18 protein-coding genes are annotated in these 17,787 nt (G+C 67.4%); all 18 read left to right on the top strand.

Features of this window, described 5'->3' with window-relative positions; genetic code table 11:
* Window positions 1–52 precede the first annotated feature (52 nt).
* The 18 genes from ppa to SD196_RS03905 all read left to right on the top strand — a co-directional run bounded on the left by ppa (window position 53) and on the right by SD196_RS03905 (window position 17,775).
* A complete protein-coding gene (gene ppa, locus SD196_RS03990) occupies window positions 53–583 on the top strand; it encodes an inorganic diphosphatase (protein WP_254471204.1) in 531 nt (176 codons plus the stop codon).
* A gap of 438 nt (window positions 584–1,021) precedes the next feature.
* Window positions 1,022–1,267: an exodeoxyribonuclease VII small subunit gene (locus SD196_RS03985; protein WP_024764669.1), complete on the top strand. Its 246-nt coding sequence runs from the start codon at window positions 1,022–1,024 to the stop codon at window positions 1,265–1,267.
* Window positions 1,264–2,151, top strand: a complete 888-nt coding sequence (gene ispA, locus SD196_RS03980; RefSeq protein WP_343575230.1) for a (2E,6E)-farnesyl diphosphate synthase — start codon at window positions 1,264–1,266, stop codon at window positions 2,149–2,151. Before SD196_RS03985 ends, ispA begins: the two co-directional genes overlap by 4 nt.
* A gap of 136 nt (window positions 2,152–2,287) precedes the next feature.
* Window positions 2,288–2,956, top strand: coding sequence for a GntR family transcriptional regulator (locus tag SD196_RS03975; protein WP_275611880.1), 669 nt, complete (start codon window positions 2,288–2,290; stop codon window positions 2,954–2,956).
* A 112-nt stretch (window positions 2,957–3,068) separates the two neighbouring features.
* Window positions 3,069–4,013: a 4-hydroxyproline epimerase gene (locus tag SD196_RS03970; RefSeq protein WP_343575233.1), complete on the top strand. Its 945-nt coding sequence runs from the start codon at window positions 3,069–3,071 to the stop codon at window positions 4,011–4,013.
* Window positions 4,010–5,122: an FAD-dependent oxidoreductase gene (locus SD196_RS03965; protein ID WP_343575236.1), complete on the top strand. Its 1,113-nt coding sequence runs from the start codon at window positions 4,010–4,012 to the stop codon at window positions 5,120–5,122. The genes SD196_RS03970 and SD196_RS03965 overlap by 4 nt, the downstream gene beginning before the upstream one ends.
* Window positions 5,115–5,351 (top strand): 2Fe-2S iron-sulfur cluster-binding protein, encoded by a 237-nt coding sequence (locus SD196_RS03960; protein ID WP_343575238.1) that lies wholly within the window; start codon window positions 5,115–5,117, stop codon window positions 5,349–5,351. The genes SD196_RS03965 and SD196_RS03960 overlap by 8 nt, the downstream gene beginning before the upstream one ends.
* Window positions 5,348–6,595, top strand: coding sequence for an FAD-dependent oxidoreductase (locus SD196_RS03955; protein WP_416311083.1), 1,248 nt, complete (start codon window positions 5,348–5,350; stop codon window positions 6,593–6,595). The genes SD196_RS03960 and SD196_RS03955 overlap by 4 nt, the downstream gene beginning before the upstream one ends.
* A 158-nt stretch (window positions 6,596–6,753) precedes the next feature.
* Entirely contained in the window at window positions 6,754–7,533 is a 780-nt protein-coding gene (locus SD196_RS03950; RefSeq protein WP_416311082.1) for a helix-turn-helix domain-containing protein, read from the top strand.
* 240 nt (window positions 7,534–7,773) lie between these two features.
* Entirely contained in the window at window positions 7,774–8,586 is an 813-nt protein-coding gene (locus SD196_RS03945; RefSeq protein ID WP_275610129.1) for a transporter substrate-binding domain-containing protein, read from the top strand.
* Between the two features lie 22 nt (window positions 8,587–8,608).
* A complete protein-coding gene (locus tag SD196_RS03940) occupies window positions 8,609–10,375 on the top strand; it encodes an aconitase X (protein ID WP_416311081.1) in 1,767 nt (588 codons plus the stop codon).
* On the top strand, window positions 10,375–11,040 hold the full coding sequence (locus SD196_RS03935; protein ID WP_331318390.1) for an amino acid ABC transporter permease: 666 nt from the start codon (window positions 10,375–10,377) through the stop codon (window positions 11,038–11,040). Before SD196_RS03940 ends, SD196_RS03935 begins: the two co-directional genes overlap by 1 nt.
* 12 nt (window positions 11,041–11,052) lie before the next feature.
* Window positions 11,053–11,703 carry an amino acid ABC transporter permease gene (locus SD196_RS03930; RefSeq protein ID WP_275610126.1) on the top strand — a complete coding sequence of 217 codons (651 nt, stop codon included), beginning with the start codon at window positions 11,053–11,055 and terminating at the stop codon, window positions 11,701–11,703.
* On the top strand, window positions 11,696–12,418 hold the full coding sequence (locus SD196_RS03925; protein WP_275610125.1) for an amino acid ABC transporter ATP-binding protein: 723 nt from the start codon (window positions 11,696–11,698) through the stop codon (window positions 12,416–12,418). Before SD196_RS03930 ends, SD196_RS03925 begins: the two co-directional genes overlap by 8 nt.
* A gap of 159 nt (window positions 12,419–12,577) precedes the next feature.
* The gene (locus SD196_RS03920) at window positions 12,578–13,609 is read left to right on the top strand and encodes a trans-3-hydroxy-L-proline dehydratase (protein ID WP_275610124.1); all 1,032 of its coding nucleotides are present in this window, start codon (window positions 12,578–12,580) and stop codon (window positions 13,607–13,609) included.
* A gap of 116 nt (window positions 13,610–13,725) precedes the next feature.
* Window positions 13,726–14,643: a dihydrodipicolinate synthase family protein gene (locus SD196_RS03915; protein WP_343575251.1), complete on the top strand. Its 918-nt coding sequence runs from the start codon at window positions 13,726–13,728 to the stop codon at window positions 14,641–14,643.
* A 158-nt stretch (window positions 14,644–14,801) separates the two neighbouring features.
* Window positions 14,802–16,175, top strand: a complete 1,374-nt coding sequence (abaF, locus tag SD196_RS03910) for a fosfomycin efflux MFS transporter AbaF (RefSeq protein ID WP_416311080.1) — start codon at window positions 14,802–14,804, stop codon at window positions 16,173–16,175.
* A gap of 13 nt (window positions 16,176–16,188) precedes the next feature.
* Window positions 16,189–17,775, top strand: coding sequence for an aldehyde dehydrogenase (NADP(+)) (locus SD196_RS03905; protein ID WP_416311079.1), 1,587 nt, complete (start codon window positions 16,189–16,191; stop codon window positions 17,773–17,775).
* The last annotated feature ends 12 nt before the right edge of the window (window positions 17,776–17,787 follow it).

The following is a 17,787-nucleotide window of genomic DNA, read 5'->3' as shown; positions in this document are numbered from 1 at the left end:
CTGCCTATAATCCGCCGCACTTTTTCGGCCCGACCACTATCTGGAGTCGTCCATGAGCTACAGCAGCATCCCGGCTGGCAAAGACCTGCCGAACGACATTTACGTCGCCATCGAGATCCCGGCCAACCACGCGCCGATCAAGTACGAAATCGACAAGGACACCGACTGCCTGTTCGTCGACCGTTTCATGGCCACCCCGATGTTCTACCCGGCCAACTACGGCTTCATCCCGAACACCCTGGCCGACGACGGTGACCCCCTGGACGTGCTGGTCGTGACCCCCTACCCGGTCGCTCCGGGTTCCGTGATCCGCGCCCGTCCGGTTGGCGTGCTGAACATGAGCGACGAAGCCGGCGGCGACGCCAAGCTGATCGCCGTACCGCACGACAAGCTGACCGTCCTGTACAAGGACGTGAAGGAATACACCGACCTGCCGGCCCTGCTGCTGGAGCAGATCAAGCACTTCTTCGAGAACTACAAGGATCTCGAAAAGGGCAAGTGGGTGAAGGTCGAGGGCTGGGGCAACGCCGCACAAGCTCACGACTACATCACCAAAGCCGTCGCCGCCTTCCAGGCCAAGTGATGGTCGCGCGGATTATCCGCGCAGCGAAAAGCCCCGCCCAGGCGGGGCTTTTTCATGACCGGGATTAGGTTTTTCGTTCCGGCTTTGCTACTATCTGCGCCCCGCGAGCAGCTCACTGCGTCGCCACAGAATCAAGGCGGTCTGCTTTACCAGAAGTAAGGTTGGACCACCCCCTGAAAGCCGGCCACAAGCCGGCTTTTTTAATGCCCGCGAAAAGCCTCGCCACCGATCACCAACCATCGCGCCAGTGTCATCCATAGCGTCAAGGATCGGGCGATTCCCGCTGCCATGAAACACTGCCCTACTGCTGGCTGCCCTAGCCCTCTGCATCCAGCTCCAGCAGCACAGGTAGCGCTGGGCGGAGACCATGGCATTTGCCCGCAATCCCCGTCTCTGCTAGTGTCCCGAGGTTTCCGAATACCCCGCCGAGATGTCCGCATGGCCCGCAAGAAAGCTTCCCTTGACTTCGAACAGTCCCTCGCCGAACTGCAAACGCTGGTGGAGCGTCTGGAAAGCGGCGAGTTGTCGCTGGAGGATTCGCTGGGTGCCTTCGAGCAGGGCATTCGCCTGACCCGTGATTGCCAGGCGGCACTGACCCAGGCGGAGCAGAAGGTGCAGATCCTGCTGGAGCGCGACGGCGAGCTGAGCGAAGCGCCCTTCGATCCGGAAGGCGAAGACGCATGATTTCCGCCTACCAGGCGCGCTGCCAGGCGCGTGTCGATGCTGCGCTGGAAACCCTGTTCGTCGCCCCCCGTGAAGAGCTCACCCGCATCTATGCCGCCATGCGCTACAGCGTGGTCAACGGCGGCAAGCGCGTGCGCCCGCTGCTGGCCTACGCGGCCTGCGAGGCGCTGGGTGGGGAGCTTGAGCGCGCCGATGGCGCGGCCTGTGCGGTGGAGCTGATCCACGCCTACTCACTGGTGCACGACGACCTGCCGGCGATGGACGACGACGACCTGCGTCGTGGACAGCCGACCACCCATATCGCCTTCGACGAAGCCTGCGCGATTCTCGCGGGCGACGGTCTGCAGACTCTGGCCTTTGAGGTGATCGGTAACGCCGACCTCAATCCGCAGGACGCCCAGACCCGCCTGGACATGCTGTTGATCCTGACGCGCGCCGCCGGCTCCGCCGGGATGGTCGGCGGACAGGCGATCGACCTGGAATCCGTGGGCCGCAAGATCGACCAGGCGGCGCTGGAGACCATGCACCGGCACAAGACCGGCGCTCTGATCGAGGCCAGCGTGCAGCTCGGCGCCCTGGCCAGCGGCCGTGCCGGCGCCGCCGATCTGGAAGCGCTGCGCCGCTATGCCGAAGCCGTCGGCCTGGCCTTCCAGGTGCAGGACGACATCCTCGACGTGGAAAGCGACACCACCACCCTCGGCAAGACCCAGGGCAAGGACCAGGCCCACGACAAGCCCACCTACCCCGCCCTGCTTGGCCTCGATGCCGCCAAGGCGTATGCCCTGACCCTGTGCGACCAGGCGCTGGCCGCGCTGGAAGGCTTCGGCGACTCCGCCGAGCCGCTGCGCGCGCTGGCCCGCTATATCGTCGACCGCCGCAACTGATCCCTGTTACCGGGCACGCGCTTTGCGTGTCCATTGGCGTGAAGCGCCCGATCAGCGGGCCCTCCCTGTGCCTCAGCCGTTTCGTATACAATATTCGACACTATCCACCTGATCGGAGCGCCTCGTGACGCTACCCCTGCGCAACGCGCCCAACCTGGGCATCGTTCCTTCCGCCTCGGAGATCATCGCCAAGCATCTGCGGGAGGCGATCATTTCCGGTCAGTTGCCGGAAAACGAGCCGATCCGCCAGGACGATATCGCCCAGGTGTTCAATGTCAGCAAGATTCCCGTGCGCGAGGCGCTCAAGCGCCTGGAGGCCGAAGGCCTGGTGGAATTCCAGCGCAACAAGGGCGCGCTGGTGACGAAGATTTCCGAGCCGGAACTGGCGCAGATGTTCGAGGTGCGGGTGATCCTCGAAGCCCAGGCGATCCGCCTGGCGGTGCCGAACATGACCGCGGAGACCTTCGAGCGCGCCGAGCGCATCTGTGCCGAGTTCGTCGGCGAGGATGACGTGGGTCGCTGGGCCGAGCTGAACTGGGAGCTGCATGCATGCCTTTACGAGCCAGCGCAGCGGCCGTACCTCGTCGGCCTGATCCGCTCGATCCACGACAAGCTCGAACGCTACCTGCGGATGCAGATGAGCCTGTCCGCGGGCAAGGAGCGCGCTGACCACGAGCACCACGACATTCTCGACGCCTGCCGCGCCGGCGACGGCGAACTGGCGGCGCGACTGCTGGAAGAGCACATCAATGGCGTCTGCCGCACGCTCTACGAGCACCTGCCAAACCGACCGACGCCGAGCTGATCGAAAGACACCGCTGTGCCGATTTCATCATCGGCCCGGCGGAAAACCCTCAAGCCCTCCGAACCTCCCCGCGCCACCCTAGGGTCTACAACAAGACACCCCAGGGGGCAGCATGAAACGCATCCAGGTTCTCGATTCCCATACCGGCGGCGAACCCACCCGCCTGGTGCTCGACGGCTTTCCCGATCTGGGCAACGGCAGCATGGCCGAGCGCCGCTCGCGGCTGGCCAAGGAGCACGACGCCTGGCGCGCCGCCACGTTGCTGGAGCCGCGCGGCAGCGACGTGCTGGTCGGTGCACTGCTCTGCGAGCCGGTGGACCCGAGCGCCTGTGCCGGGGTGATCTTCTTCAACAACACCGGCTACCTGGGCATGTGCGGCCACGGCACCATCGGCCTGGTGGTTTCGCTGGCGCACCTGGGGCGCATCGGTCCCGGTACGCACAAGATCGAGACGCCGGTGGGTACGGTCGAAGCGACCCTGCACGACGACCGCTCGGTGAGTGTGCGCAACGTGCCCGCCTACCGCTACCGCAAGCAGGTTCCCGTCGAAGTGCCCAGTCACGGCCTGGTGCGCGGCGACATCGCCTGGGGCGGCAACTGGTTCTTCCTGATTTCCGATCACGGCCTGCGCGTGGCCGGCGACAACCTCGATGAGCTGACCGCCTACACCGTCGCCGTGCAGAAGGCGCTGGAAGACCAGGGCATCCGCGGCGAAGACGGTGGGTTGATCGACCATATCGAGCTGTTCGCCGACGACCCCGACGCCGACAGCCGCAACTACGTGCTCTGCCCCGGCAAGGCCTATGACCGCTCCCCTTGTGGCACCGGCACCAGCGCCAAGCTGGCGTGCCTGGCCGCCGACGGCAAGCTCGCAGCCGGCGAAGCCTGGCGCCAGGCCAGCGTGATCGGCAGCCAGTTCGAGGGCCGCTTCGAATGGGCTGGCGAGCCGGCCGAGGGGCGCATCATCCCGACCATCCGTGGCCGCGCCAACATCAGCGCCGAGGCCACCCTGCTGCTGGAAGAGGACGATCCCTTCGCCTGGGGCATCCGCCCGTGAGCGATGCCGACATCATCGTCATCGGCGCCGGCATCGTCGGCGCCGCCTGCGCCCACGCCCTCGCCCAGCGCGGGCTGGACGTGCTGGTGCTGGACGCACGCCTGCCCGGCGCCACCGCCGTCGGCATGGGCCACCTGCTGGTGCTCGACGGCAACGCCGCCGAACTGACCCTGAGCGACTACTCGCTGCAACGCTGGCGCGAGTGGGGCCGCGACATGCCCGCCGAGTGTGCCTATCGCAGCAACGGCACGCTGTGGCTGGCGGCCAATGACGAAGAGATGGCCGAAGCCGAGCGCAAGTTCGCCGTGCTGCGCGAGCACGGCGTGGCTGCCAGGCTGCTGAACGGCCCGGAGCTGCAGCGGGAAGAACCCGAGCTGCGCACCGATCTGCACGGCGGGCTGGAGATCACCGGCGACGGCATTCTCTACGCACCGCGCGCCGCCGCCTGGCTGCTGGAATCGGCGCGCAAGCCGATCCGCCAGCGCCAGGCCAAGGTGGTGGAAATCGATGAACCCCGCGTGCGCCTGGACAATGGCCAGTGGTTGAGCGCCAGGGCCGTGGTGCTGGCCAACGGCATCCAGGCCGGGGAGCTGTGCCCGGGGCTGCCCATCGAGCCGAAGAAGGGGCATCTGCTGATCACCGATCGCTACCCCGGCAAGGTGCGCCGCACGCTGGTGGAGCTGGGCTATGTCACCAGCGCGCACAACGCCAGCGGGCCGTCGGTGGCCTGCAATATCCAGCCGCGCCCGACCGGGCAACTGTTCATCGGCGCTTCCCGGCAGTTCGGCACCACCGACCCACAAGTGGAAGGTTGGATGCTGGCGAAGATGCTGCGCCGCGCCGTGGACTACATGCCCGGCCTGGCCAACCTCAACGTGATTCGCAGCTGGGCCGGTTTTCGTGCTGCCAGCCCGGACGGCCTGCCGCTGGTGGGCGAGCACCCACAACGCCCCGGCCTGTGGCTGGCGGTCGGTCACGAAGGCCTCGGCGTGACCACTGCGCCGGGCACCGCCGATCTGCTCGCCGCGCAACTGTGCGACGAGCCGTTGCCGCTGGCCGCCGAACCCTATTCCCCGCGCCGCTTCCTCGGAGTCACCGCCCATGCCTGACCTGATCCTCGACGGCCGCCCGCTGCGGGTCGCCGCCGGCACCACGGTGGCCGCCGCGCTCGCCCTGGGTGGCGACAGCACCACCCGCACCTCGGTCAGCGGCCAACGCCGCGCGCCGTTGTGCGGCATGGGCGTCTGCCAGGAATGCCGGGTGAGCATCGACGGCCAGCGCCGCCTGGCCTGCCAGACCCTGTGCCGCGACGGCATGCAGGTGGAGACCCGCCCATGAGCGCAGTGGCCGATATCGTCATCGTCGGCGCCGGCCCGGCCGGGCTGTCCGCCGCCCTCGCTGCCGCACCGAGCGGCGCCAACATCGTCATCCTCGACGACAATCCGTTGCCCGGCGGCCAGATCTGGCGCGACGGTCCGAATGCGCATCTGCCGCGCGCGGCCATCGAATTGCGCGAGAAGGTTGTCGCCTGCGCCAATATCCGCATTCACAACGGCACCCGCGTGGTGGCACTGGCCGGCGAACAGGGTCTGCTGCTGGAAGATGCCGAGCGCGGCTGGCGGCTGGATTACCGCAAGCTGATCCTCTGCACCGGCGCCCGCGAACTGCTGCTGCCCTTCCCCGGCTGGACGCTGCCGGGTGTTACCGGCGCCGGCGGTTTGCAGGCGCTGATCAAGGGCGGCATGCCGGTCGATGGGCAACGCGTGGTGATCGCTGGCAGCGGCCCGCTGCTGCTCGCCAGCGCCGCCACCGCCCGCAGCAACGGCGCCCGCATCCTGCGCATCGCCGAGCAGGCTTCGTGGCCTGCGCTTGCGCGCTTCGCGATGAAGCTGCCGCAATGGCCGAACAAGCTGCTGCAGTCCTTCGGTCTCTACGATCGTACCTACCGCGCCGACAGCCATGTGGTCGCCGCGCTGGGCAGCGATCGTCTCGAAGCCGTGCGCCTGAACCAGGGCGGAAAGGTGGTGGAAATCGAATGCGACCGACTGGCCTGTGGGTTCGGCCTGGTCCCCAACACCCAGCTCGGCCATGCACTGGGCTGCGTTATTGAGAACGGCGCGATCCGCATCGATGCCTGGCAGGCAAGCACCCGCGCCGGTATCTACGCGGCGGGCGAATGCACCGGTTTCGGCGGCTCCGAACTGGCGCTGGTGGAAGGCCACATCGCCGGCCATGCTGCAGTGGGCGAGCACGAAAGTGCCCGCGCGCAGTGGCCGCAACGCCAGCGCTGGCAGGGCTTCGCCGATGCACTGCGCCGCGACTTCGCCCTCGCCCCGCGCCTGAGCCAACTGGCCGAGCCGGACACCCTGGTCTGCCGCTGCGAGGACGTACCCTACTCGGCCCTCGCCGGCAAACCGGACTGGACCGCCGCCAAGCTCGCCAGCCGCTGCGGCATGGGCGCCTGCCAGGGCCGCGTGTGTGGCGCGGCGGCGCAGCAACTGTTCGGCTGGCAACCGCCGGCGCCGCGCCCGCCGTTCAGCCCGGCACGCGTCGACACGCTGCTGCAACTCGCCGAAGACTGACGAACCACGCTCATCCTGTAGGGCGCATAACGCCTTTGGCGTTATCCGCCGTCCGATGCTGCATGGGAACACGGACGGCGGATAAAGCGTTCCGCTTTATGCGCCCTACGAGTTGACAGCTCCCTGCGGCCTCGCCACTTTGCACCGTACCTTCCACCATGCTCCGACAGCCAAGCCGCTTCCCGATGCAAGACCTGATTCCCCAGGGCGCCCGCGACCTGGACAGCCTGCTGCAGACCCTGCAGCAGATCACCCCGCTGCTCGACGCCATGCCCGGCGTGGTGTTCTTCATCAAAGACACCGCCGCGCGCTACGTGATGGTCAACCGGACCCTGGCACGGCGTTGCGGCGTGAAGGACGCCGGCGAGCTGCTCGGGCGCACCGCCGAGGACGTCTTCCCCTCCCGCTTCGGGCCGATCTACACCGAGCAGGATCGCCGTGTGCTGGAAACCGGCGGGCAGCTCAGTGACCAGCTGGAACTGCACCTCTACCCTGCACGCCAGCCCGGCTGGTGCCTGACCCACAAGCTGGCGCTGCGCGATGCAAAAGGTAACGTCATCGGCATGGCCGGCATCTCCAGCGACCTGCAGGCGGCGCAATCGACCCATCCGGCATACCAGCGCCTGGCCACGGTGGACGCCTATATCCGCGAGCACTTCGACAAGCCGATCAACCTCAGTGAACTCACCGAGCTGGCCGGTCTGTCCGTCGCCCAGTTGGAGCGTCACTGCAAGCGCATCTTCCAGCTCACGCCACGGCAGATGATCCACAAGGCGCGCCTCGGCGCCGCCACCCGCCTGCTCGCCGAAGACCTGCCGATCACCGAGATCGCCCTGCGCTGCGGCTACACCGACCACAGCGCCTTCAGCCGCCAGTTCCGCGCCCTCACCGGGCTGTCGCCGACCCAGTACCGCGAGTCGCAGGCCACGCTGCGCTGACTCGCAGTGCTTCCATTCGGGGCAGCGAAACACTCGCCTGCTTCATTCGGTAACAGCCTTCGGAAGCATCCCTTCAGCCACTTCCCTCGCTTACCAAGGGTCCGCCCCCTCAACGGCGGGGCCTGCGTCCCACGACACCCGCTCGGACGATTTCTGGCACATGCCTTGCTCTAGAAAATATCGTATACGAAATCCCTAATACAAAAATCACTGCACAACACTGACCAGAGCGAGGCCCCCATGAAATTCAGTCGAATCGCTGTAGCCCTCACCGCTGTTGCCAGTACCTTCCTTATCAGTCAGGCCCAGGCCGACAAGCTCGACGACATCATCGAATCCGGCAAGCTGCGCTGCGCGGTGACCCTGGACTTCCCGCCCATGGGCTCGCGCGATGCGCAGAACAACCCGGTGGGCTTCGACGTCGACTATTGCAACGACCTGGCGAAAGTCCTCGGCGTTACCGCCGAAGTCGTCGAAACGCCCTTCCCCGACCGCATTCCGGCGCTGGTCTCCGGCCGCGCCGACGTCATCGTCGCTTCCACCTCCGACACCCTGGAGCGCGCCAAGACCGTGGGCATGACCGTGCCCTACTTCGCCTTCCAGATGGTAGTGCTGACCCGCGAAGACACCGGCATCAACAGCTACGCCGACATCAAGGGCCGTCCGGTGGGCAACACCAGCGGCACCTATGAAGCCATCGCCCTGGAGAAGGACGTGAAGAAGTGGGGCAACGGCAGCTTCCGCGCCTACCAGACCCAGAACGACACCATCCTCGCCGTCGCCCAGGGCCACATCGACGCCACCGTGGTCACCAACACCGTCGCCGCTTCCACCCTGAAGTCCGGCAAGTACAAGGGCCTGAAAGTGGCGGGCAATGCGCCCTACGTCATCGACTATGTGTCGCTGGCCGCCCAGCGCAACGAGTTCGGCCTGATCAACTACCTCAACCTGTTCGTCAACCAGCAGGTGCGCACCGGCCGCTACGCCGAGCTGTACGACAAGTGGGTCGGTGGTACCCCGGTCGAACTCACCGTTCCCCACGTGTACTACTGACGGCAGACCGATGATGTCTTCGATGCATGCATCAGACGTTATGGACGAGGCCCTCAGCGGCCGCGTCCTGATGGGCGGCAGCGCCGAGGGGGCGCTGTTGTACGCGGGGACGGGGCTGAGCCTGTGGGGTGGCGTCGATCCCTATACGAGCGAAGTCATCGACCGCCACCACCCGCTCAGCGGCAGCCTGCTGTCCGGCCGGGTGCTGGCGATCCCCAGCGGACGCGGCTCCTGCACCGGCAGCAGCGTGATGCTGGAAATGCTGCTCAATGGCCACGCGCCAGCGGCCTTGCTGTTGGCCGAGCCGGACGAAATCCTCACCCTCGGCGTGCTGGTGGCGCAGGTGCTGTTCGGCCGCGCGATCCCGGTGCTGTGCCTGGGGCGTGACGGCTTCGAGCGGCTCGCCGGCGGTGTCTGGGCGCGCATCGAAGATGACCGGGTAACGCTCCATCCACAGCGCCCCGCCGATGACTGGCGGGGCGTGATGGCCAGCGATGCCGGACCACTGCCCGAGGGCCTGGCGCTGGACGCCGATGATCGCGCCCTGCTCGACGGCGCGCACGGCAAGGCGGCCCAGGCAGCCATGCAGATCCTCCTGCGCATGGCCGCATTGCAAGGCGCCAAGGACCTGCTGGACGTGACCCAGGCGCACATCGACGGTTGCATCTACACCGGCCCCGCGAGCCTGCGCTTCGCCCGCCAACTGGTGGAATGGGGCGCCAAGGTCCGCGTGCCGACCACCCTCAATTCGATTTCCGTGGACCACCGCCGCTGGCGCGAGCTGGGGGTAGACAAGGACTTCGGCGAGCCCGCCAGTGCGGTGGGCGACGCCTACATGGCGATGGGCGCGCAGCTCAGCTACACCTGCGCGCCCTACCTGCTGGACAGCGCGCCGGGCCTCGGCGACCAGGTGGTCTGGGCCGAGTCCAACGCCGTGGTGTACGCCAACAGCGTGCTCGGCGCGCGCACCCTGAAGTACCCGGATTACCTCGATATCTGCATCGCCCTCACCGGCCGCGCGCCGAACGTCGGCAGCCATCGCGACGAGGGCCGGCTGGCCACGCTGCGGGTGGACGTCGAACTGCCGGCGGCCCATGACGAGTCGATCTACCCGCTGCTGGGCTATCACATCGGTTCGCTGTGCGGCAGCCGCATCCCGGTGGTCGATGGCCTGCAAGCGCTGGCCCCGGACAGCGACGCGCTGAAAGCCTTCGGTGCGGCCTTCGCCACCACCTCGGCGGCGCCGATGTTCCACGTTGCCGGAGTGACCCCAGAAGCGCCGGACGTGACCACCGCCCTCGGCGGCCAGGCGCCGCGCCAGCAGTTGCGCGTCACCCCGGCAGACCTGGTCGCCACCTGGCGCGAGCTGGACCGCGCTAGCGAGCCGACCGTGCAACTGGTGTCCCTGGGCAACCCGCACTTCTCCGCCAGCGAATGCGCCAGCCTCGCCCAGCTGCTGGCCGGGCGCCGCAAGCATCCGGACGTCGCGCTGGTCATCACCCTCGGCCGCGCCGTGCAGGAACAGGCGCGGGCAGCGGGACACGTGCAGGTGCTGCAGGACTTCGGCGCACTGCTGGTCAACGACACCTGCTGGTGCATGCTCGGCGAGCCGATCATCCCGCCGCACTGCACCACGCTGATCACCAACTCGGCGAAATACGCCCACTACGGTCCGGGCCTGGCCGGCCGTCAGGTGCATTTCGGCAGCCTGGCTGCGTGCGTCGAGGCGGCCTGCAGCGCACGTGCCGACGGTGGCGTGCCGGCCTGGCTGAGCGGGGAGGCACGCTGATGTTCAACTACAGCTTCCACTGGCGCTCGGCCTTTCAGGCCCTGCCGGACATGCTCGGCGGCGCCCTGGTGACCCTGGAGACCGCCGCCCTGTCGATGCTCCTCGGGGTGCTCATCGCCCTGCTGCTGACCGTCATGCGGCAGATGAAGAATCCCTGGCTGAAGGGCTTCGCCGACACCTGGGTGTCGATCGCGCGCAACACCCCATCGCTGTTCCAGATCTACATCCTGTACTTCGGCCTGGGGTCCTTCGGCCTGCACGTCAGCTCCTGGGTGGCGCTGCTGGCGGGGATCACCTTCAACAACGCGGGCTACCTCGCGGAGAACTTCCGCGGCGGCCTGAAAGCCGTGCCGGACACCCAGATGCGCGCCGCGCGCTCGCTGGGCATGAGCGCCTTCCAGGCGTACCGGCTGATCGTCATTCCGCAGCTGCTGCGCATCGTCTTCTATCCGCTGACGAACCAGATGGTCTGGGCGGTGCTGATGACCTCCCTGGGCGTGGTGGTGGGGCTGAACAACGACCTCACCGGCGTCACCCAGGACTTCAACGTGCGCACCTTCCGCACCTTCGAGTACTTCGCCCTGGCCGCGGTGCTCTATTACATCATCGCCAAGGTCATCGTGGCGGCCGCCCGCCTGCTGGGCTGGCGTCTGTTCCGCTACTAAGGGAGGCACGGCATGTTCGAAACGAGCTTCACCGCCAATGACCTGCAGTTCCTCCTCCAGGGAGCCTGGGTCACCGTCAAGCTGACCATCGCCGCCATGCTCATCGGCACCCTGGCCGGCGTGCTGCTGGGCTGGCTGCGCGCCACCCTGCCCCGCGCCAGCCTGCCGCTGGGCTGGTTCCTCGACCTGTTCCGCAGCGTGCCGCTGCTGATCCAGTTCGTGCTGTTCAACTCGCTGAAAAGCATCGCCGGGTTGAACTGGAGCGCCTTCTCCGTCGGCTGCCTGGTGCTGGGCATCTACGCGGCGGCGTACTGCACCGAGATCGTCCGCAGCGGCATCCTCGCCGTGCAGCCCAACCTGCGCCGCGCCAGCCGCTCGCTGGGCCTCTCCTACTGGCAGGACCTGCGCTACATCGTCCTCCCGCTGGCCACCCGCGTGGCCTTCCCCGGCTGGCTGAACCTGGTGCTGGGGGTGATGAAGGACACCGCGCTGGTCATGTGGATCGGCATCGTCGAGTTGCTGCGCGCTTCGCAGACCATCGTCACGCGCATTCAGGAGCCCCTGCTGGTGCTGTGCATCGCCGGGATCATCTATTACCTCATGAGCTGGGTGGTGGCGCGCCTCGGCACCCGTCTGGAAAGAAGGTGGCAGGAAAATGATTGAAATCGACAACGTGCACAAAGCCTACGGCGACCTCGAAGTGGTCAAGGGCGTGAGCCTGACCGTGAAGAAAGGCGAAGTGGTCTCGATCATCGGCGGCTCGGGCTCGGGCAAGTCCACCCTGCTGATGTGCATCAACGGCCTGGAGCCGATCCAGCGCGGCAAGATCCGCGTCGACGGCACCGAGGTCCATGCCAGGACCACCGACCTGAACAGGCTGCGGCAGAAGATTGGCATCGTCTTCCAGCAGTGGAACGCCTTCCCGCACCTCACCGTGCTGGAGAACGTCATGCTGGCCCCGCGCAAGGTACTCGGCCAGAGCAAGGAAGAAGCCGAGGCGATGGCGGTGAAGCAGCTCAAGCACGTGGGCCTGGGCGACAAGCTCAAGGTCTTCCCCAACAAGCTCTCCGGCGGCCAGCAGCAACGCATGGCGATCGCCCGCGCGTTGGCCATGTCGCCGGACTACATGCTGTTCGACGAAGCCACCTCGGCGCTCGACCCGCAGCTGGTGGGCGAGGTGCTCGACACCATGCGCCTGCTCGCCGAGGAAGGCATGACCATGGTGCTGGTGACCCACGAAATCCGCTTCGCCCGCGACGTGTCCGACCGCGTGGCGTTCTTCCGCAATGGCCTGGTGCATGAAATCGGCGCACCGGAGCAGGTGATCGGCAATCCGCAGCGGGCGGAGACGGCGGAGTTCCTTCGGTCGGTGAACTAGAAACAAGAGCCCCTCTCCCTAACCCTCTCCCGCAAGCGGGAGAGGGGACTGTTCGGAGCAGGGTGAAACCACAGCGTCAGCCGGCACGACCTGCTCCCTCTCCCTCCGGGAGAGGGCTGGGGTGAGGGAAGGCAGGCGGCACAAAGTCAGGAGACAGACATGCGTTCGAGCAAGATCATCCACGTGGTCAGCTGCCACGCCGAAGGCGAGGTCGGCGACGTCATCGTCGGCGGCGTCGCCCCGCCGCCGGGCGACACCCTGTGGGCGCAGTCGCGCTGGATCGCCAGCGACAACACGCTGCGCAACTTCGTCCTCAACGAGCCGCGCGGCGGCGTGTTCCGCCACGTGAACCTGCTGGTCCCGGCAAAGGACCCGCGCGCGCAGATGGGCTGGATCATCATGGAGCCGGCGGACACCCCGCCGATGTCCGGCTCCAATTCGCTGTGCGTGAGCACCGTGCTGCTCGACAGCGGCATCCTGCCGATGCAGGAACCGCAGACCCGCCTGACCCTGGAAGCTCCCGGCGGGCTGATCGAGGCCGTGGCCGACTGCAAGGACGGCAAGGTGCAGCGCGTGGAAGTGCGCAACCTGCCCTCCTTCGCCGACAAGCTCGACGCCTGGATCGAGGTGGAAGGCCTCGGCTCGCTGCAGGTGGACACCGCCTATGGCGGCGACAGCTTCGTCATCGCCGACGCCCACGCGCTGGGCTTCAGCCTGCACGCCTCGGAGGCCGCCGACCTGGTCGCCACCGGGCTGAAGATCACCCACGCCGCCAACCAGCAACTGGGCTTCGTCCATCCGGAAAACCGCGACTGGGCACACATCTCCTTCTGCCAGCTGGCCGCCCCGGTGGAGCGCATCGACGGCGTACTGCACGGCCGCAACGCCGTGGTGATCCGCCCCGGCAAGATCGACCGCTCGCCCTGCGGCACCGGCTGCTCGGCACGCATGGCCGTGCTGCATGCCAAGGGCCAGTTGAAGGACGGCGACCGCTTCGTCGGTCACTCGATCATCGGCTCGCAGTTCCACTGCCGCATCGACGGCCTCACCAACGTCGGCGGCAAGGCGGCCATCCACCCGCGCATCGCCGGGCGTGCCTGGATCACCGGCACCCACCAGCACCTGCTCGACCCGGACGATCCGTGGCCCGAAGGCTACCGGCTCTCCGACACCTGGCCCAACGGTTACTGACCCACCCCTTTCGCCGCGTAGCGGCACCCAACGGATCCGCGCAGCGGGTCGAATGACGAAATGCAGCGGAACTCTCCAACCCATTTCGTATACGAAATACGCCAATTGGAGGCAACATGAGCAAAAAGGTTAATTGGAGCGGTGTTTTCCCTGCGGTCACCACTCAGTTCAACGACGATTTCTCGGTCAACCTGGACGCCACCCACAAGGTGATCTCCAACCTGGTGCGCGACGGCGTGTCCGGGCTGGTGGTGTGCGGCAGCGTGGGCGAGAACACTTCGCTGACCATCGAGGAGAAGATGGCCGTCACCGAGATCGCCAAGGACGCCTCCGGCGGTCGCGTGCCGGTGATCTGCGGCATCGCCGAGTTCACCAGCCACGGCGCCTCCCAGGTGGCCAAGGCGGTGCAGAAGGTCGGCGTCGACGGCATCATGGTGATGCCGGCGCTGGTCTACTCCTCGAAGCCGCACGAGACTGCCGCGCACTTCCGCAGCGTGGCCACCAGCACCGACCTGCCGGTGATGGTCTACAACAACCCGCCGATCTACAAGAACGACGTCACCCCGGACATCCTCATCTCCCTGGCCGACTGCGAGAACATCGTCTGCTTCAAGGACAGCTCCGGCGACACCCGCCGTTTCATCGACGTGCGCAATGAAGTGGGCGACCGCTTCATCCTCTTCGCCGGCCTCGACGACGTGGTGCTGGAAAGCATCGCGGTAGGCGCCGAGGGCTGGATCTCCGGCATGTCCAACGTCTTCCCGCAGGAAGGCGAGACCATCTTCCGCCTGTGCAAGGCCGGTCGCTTCGAAGAGGCCATGCCGATCTACGAATGGCTGATGCCGATCCTCCACCTCGACGCCCGTCCGGACCTGGTGCAGTGCATCAAGCTCTGCGAAGAGATCGCCGGCCGTGGCACCGCCCTCACCCGCCCGCCACGCCTGGCACTGCAAGGGGCCGACCGCGAGCACGTCGAGCGAATCATGGCCAAGGCCCTGGCCACCCGGCCGAAGCTGCCTGACGTGGGCCTCTGAGTTCATTCGAGACAGCCCTCGCCCCAGCCCTCCCTTTGAGGGAGAGGGGACTGTTCGTGCCGGCTTGAAGCCTTCACGAACGCCCCCTCCCTCGGACAGGGCGAAGGCGCGGAGAACCTCCCCCTCTTCCCACCGCGGACCAACGGAGCCCCACCGCCATGACCTCCACGACGACCGCCGCATCCCGTGATCTGCCCCGCGAAACCACCCACGCACCCGCCGGCCTGAAACGCGTGGTCGCCGCCGCCATGGCTGGCACCGTGGCCGAGTGGTACGAATTCTTCCTCTACGGCACCGCCTCGGCGCTGGTCTTCGGCCAGCTGTTCTTCCGCCAGACCGACAGCCCCATCGATGGCATCATCGCCGCGTTCGCCCTCTACGCCGTGGGCTTCCTCGCCCGCCCGCTGGGCGGCCTGGTGTTCGGCCACTACGGCGACAAGCTGGGCCGCAAGCACCTGCTGCAGATCAGCCTGATCGTGGTCGGCATCACCACCTTCATCATGGGCTGCCTGCCCACCTTCGAGACCATCGGCTATGCCGCGCCGGTCCTGCTGGTGCTGCTGCGGTTGATCCAGGGCTTCGCCTTCGGCGGCGAATGGGGCGGCGCAATCCTGCTCGTCTCCGAACACAGCCCGGACGATCGCCGGGGCTTCTGGGCCAGTTGGCCACAGGCCGGGGTGCCGGCCGGCAACCTGGTGGCGACCGTCGCCCTGTTGCTGCTTTCCAGTGGCCTGTCGGAACAGCAGTTCCTCGACTGGGGCTGGCGCGTAGCCTTCTGGTTCTCCGCCGTGGTAGTGCTGATCGGCTACTGGATTCGCAGCCGCGTCGACGACGCGCCGATCTTCAAGGAGGCCCAGGCGCGTCAGCAGCACGTCCAGCAGGCTCAACTGGGCGTGGTGGAAGTCGTCACCCGCCACTGGCGCGCAGTGCTGGTCGGCATCGGCGCGCGCTTTGCCGAGAATATCCTCTACTACACCGTGGTGACCTTCTCCATCACCTACCTCAAGCTCGTGGTACACAAGGACACCTCGCAGATTCTCCTGCTGATGTTCGGCGCGCACCTGCTGCACTTCTTCATGATCCCGCTGATGGGCTACCTGTCCGACATCGTCGGGCGCAAGCCGGTGTACCTGACCGGCGCGTTGCTCACCGCGTTGTGGGGCTTCGTCGGCTTTCCGATGATGGACACCGGCAACGACTGGCTGATCATGGCCGCCATCGCCCTGGGCCTGGCCATCGAATCGATGACCTATGCGCCCTACTCCGCGCTGATGGCCGAGCTGTTCCCCACCCACGTGCGCTACACCGCGTTGTCGCTGTGCTACCAGGTGGCGCCGATCTTCGCCGGCTCCCTGGCGCCGCTGATCGCCGTCAGCCTGCTCAAGCAATACAACAGTTCCACCCCGATCGCCTGGTACCTGGTCGCCGCCTCGCTCATCTCCCTGGTCGCCGTCGGCCTGACCCGCGAAACCCGCGGCAAGTCGCTGCGCGAAGTGGACGCCGAAGCCGCCTCCCGCCACGCCAAATCCTGATCCGGAGCCCCCGATGACATCCGAACTCGCCCGCAACTTCATCGCCGCCCGCCGCAGCGGCGCCGGCAGCATCCGCCTGCAAAGCCTCGATGCCACCACCGGCGAAGCACTGCCCCGGACCTTCCTGCAAGCCACACCCGAGGAAGTGGACGCCGCCGCCCTCGCCGCCGAGACCGCCTTCCCTATCTACAGCAACCTGCCCGCCGAGCGCCGCGCCGAATTCCTCGACGCCATCGCCCGCGAACTGGAGGCACTGGACGACGACTTCATCGCCATCGTCTGCCGCGAAACCGCCCTGCCCGCCGCACGCATCCAGGGCGAGCGCAGCCGCACCGCCAACCAGATGCGCCTGTTCGCCAGGGTGCTGCGCCGCGGCGACTTCCACGGCGCCCGCATCGACCGCGCGCTGCCCGAGCGCCAGCCGCTGCCGCGCCCGGACCTGCGCCAGTACCGCACCGGCGTCGGCCCGGTGGCAGTGTTCGGTGCCAGCAACTTCCCGCTGGCCTTCTCCACCGCCGGCGGCGACACCGCCGCCGCGCTGGCCGCCGGCTGCCCGGTGGTGGTGAAAGCCCACAGCGGCCATATGGCGACCGCCGAGCGGGTCGCCGAAGCGATCGTTCGCGCGGCCGAAGCCACCGGCATGCCGGCCGGCGTGTTCAACATGATCTATGGCGCTGGCGTCGGCGAAGCGCTGGTGAAGCACCCGGCGATCCAGGCCGTGGGCTTCACCGGCTCGCTGAAAGGTGGGCGTGCGCTCTGTGATCTGGCCGCCGCCCGCCCGCAGCCAATTCCGGTGTTCGCCGAGATGAGCAGCATCAACCCCGTGCTGGTCCTGCCAGCCGCACTGCAAGCGCGTGGCGAACAGGTCGCCCGTGAACTGGCAGACTCGGTGGTGCTCGGCTGCGGCCAGTTCTGCACCAATCCCGGGCTGGTCATCGGCATCGCCTCGCCGGCCTTCAGCCTGTTCACCGCCCAGCTGATCGCCGAACTGGGCCAGCGCCCGGCGCAGACCATGCTCAACGCCGGCACCCTGAAGAGCTACGAACGGGGCCTGGCGCGCCTGCACGCCCACCCCGGCGTGCGCCACCTCGCCGGACAGGCGCAGGAAGGCCGGCAGGCACGGCCGCAACTGTTCCAGGCCGACGCCCGGCTGCTGCTGGACGGCGACGAGCTATTGCAGGAGGAGGTCTTCGGCCCGACCACCGTAGTGGTGGAAGTCGCCGACGAGGCCGAACTGCGCCGCGCCCTGGCGGGCCTGCACGGCCAGCTCAGCGCAACCTTGATCGCCGAGCCCGCCGACCTCGCACACTTCGCCACACTGGTGCCGCTGCTGGAACGCAAGGCCGGCCGCCTGCTGCTCAACGGCTACCCGACCGGTGTGGAAGTCTGCGACGCGATGGTCCATGGCGGCCCCTACCCGGCCACCTCCGACGCGCGCGGCACCTCGGTGGGCAGCCTGGCCATCGACCGCTTCCTGCGTCCGGTGTGCTACCAGAACTACCCCAACGCGCTGCTGCCCGATGCGCTGAAGGACGCCAACCCGCTGGGCATCGCCCGGCTGGTGGATGGCGAGACGACACGGGAGCCGTTGTCCCGTTGAGGGTTCGTCGGT

It is taken from the genome of Pseudomonas macauensis (genome assembly GCF_047902425.1).
Taxonomy (GTDB): Bacteria; Pseudomonadota; Gammaproteobacteria; order Pseudomonadales; family Pseudomonadaceae; genus Pseudomonas.
This window is presented reverse-complemented; position numbering and strand designations above follow the sequence as displayed.

Excerpts from the sequence above, each read along its gene's own strand:
- SD196_RS03935 (WP_331318390.1), top strand. The coding sequence starts at position 10,375 with ATGTTCAACTACAGCTTCCACTGGCGCTCGGCCTTTCAGGCCCTGCCG.
- SD196_RS03915 (WP_343575251.1), top strand. The coding sequence starts at position 13,726 with ATGAGCAAAAAGGTTAATTGGAGCGGTGTTTTCCCTGCGGTCACCACT.
- SD196_RS03930 (WP_275610126.1), top strand. The coding sequence starts at position 11,053 with ATGTTCGAAACGAGCTTCACCGCCAATGACCTGCAGTTCCTCCTCCAG.
- SD196_RS03940 (WP_416311081.1), top strand. The coding sequence starts at position 8,609 with ATGCATGCATCAGACGTTATGGACGAGGCCCTCAGCGGCCGCGTCCTG.
- SD196_RS03985 (WP_024764669.1), top strand. The coding sequence starts at position 1,022 with ATGGCCCGCAAGAAAGCTTCCCTTGACTTCGAACAGTCCCTCGCCGAA.
- SD196_RS03920 (WP_275610124.1), top strand. The coding sequence starts at position 12,578 with ATGCGTTCGAGCAAGATCATCCACGTGGTCAGCTGCCACGCCGAAGGC.
- SD196_RS03905 (WP_416311079.1), top strand. The coding sequence starts at position 16,189 with ATGACATCCGAACTCGCCCGCAACTTCATCGCCGCCCGCCGCAGCGGC.
- ispA (WP_343575230.1), top strand. The coding sequence starts at position 1,264 with ATGATTTCCGCCTACCAGGCGCGCTGCCAGGCGCGTGTCGATGCTGCG.
- SD196_RS03925 (WP_275610125.1), top strand. The coding sequence starts at position 11,696 with ATGATTGAAATCGACAACGTGCACAAAGCCTACGGCGACCTCGAAGTG.
- SD196_RS03955 (WP_416311083.1), top strand. The coding sequence starts at position 5,348 with ATGAGCGCAGTGGCCGATATCGTCATCGTCGGCGCCGGCCCGGCCGGG.
- SD196_RS03960 (WP_343575238.1), top strand. The coding sequence starts at position 5,115 with ATGCCTGACCTGATCCTCGACGGCCGCCCGCTGCGGGTCGCCGCCGGC.
- ppa (WP_254471204.1), top strand. The coding sequence starts at position 53 with ATGAGCTACAGCAGCATCCCGGCTGGCAAAGACCTGCCGAACGACATT.
- SD196_RS03945 (WP_275610129.1), top strand. The coding sequence starts at position 7,774 with ATGAAATTCAGTCGAATCGCTGTAGCCCTCACCGCTGTTGCCAGTACC.
- abaF (WP_416311080.1), top strand. The coding sequence starts at position 14,802 with ATGACCTCCACGACGACCGCCGCATCCCGTGATCTGCCCCGCGAAACC.
- SD196_RS03950 (WP_416311082.1), top strand. The coding sequence starts at position 6,754 with ATGCTCCGACAGCCAAGCCGCTTCCCGATGCAAGACCTGATTCCCCAG.
- SD196_RS03970 (WP_343575233.1), top strand. The coding sequence starts at position 3,069 with ATGAAACGCATCCAGGTTCTCGATTCCCATACCGGCGGCGAACCCACC.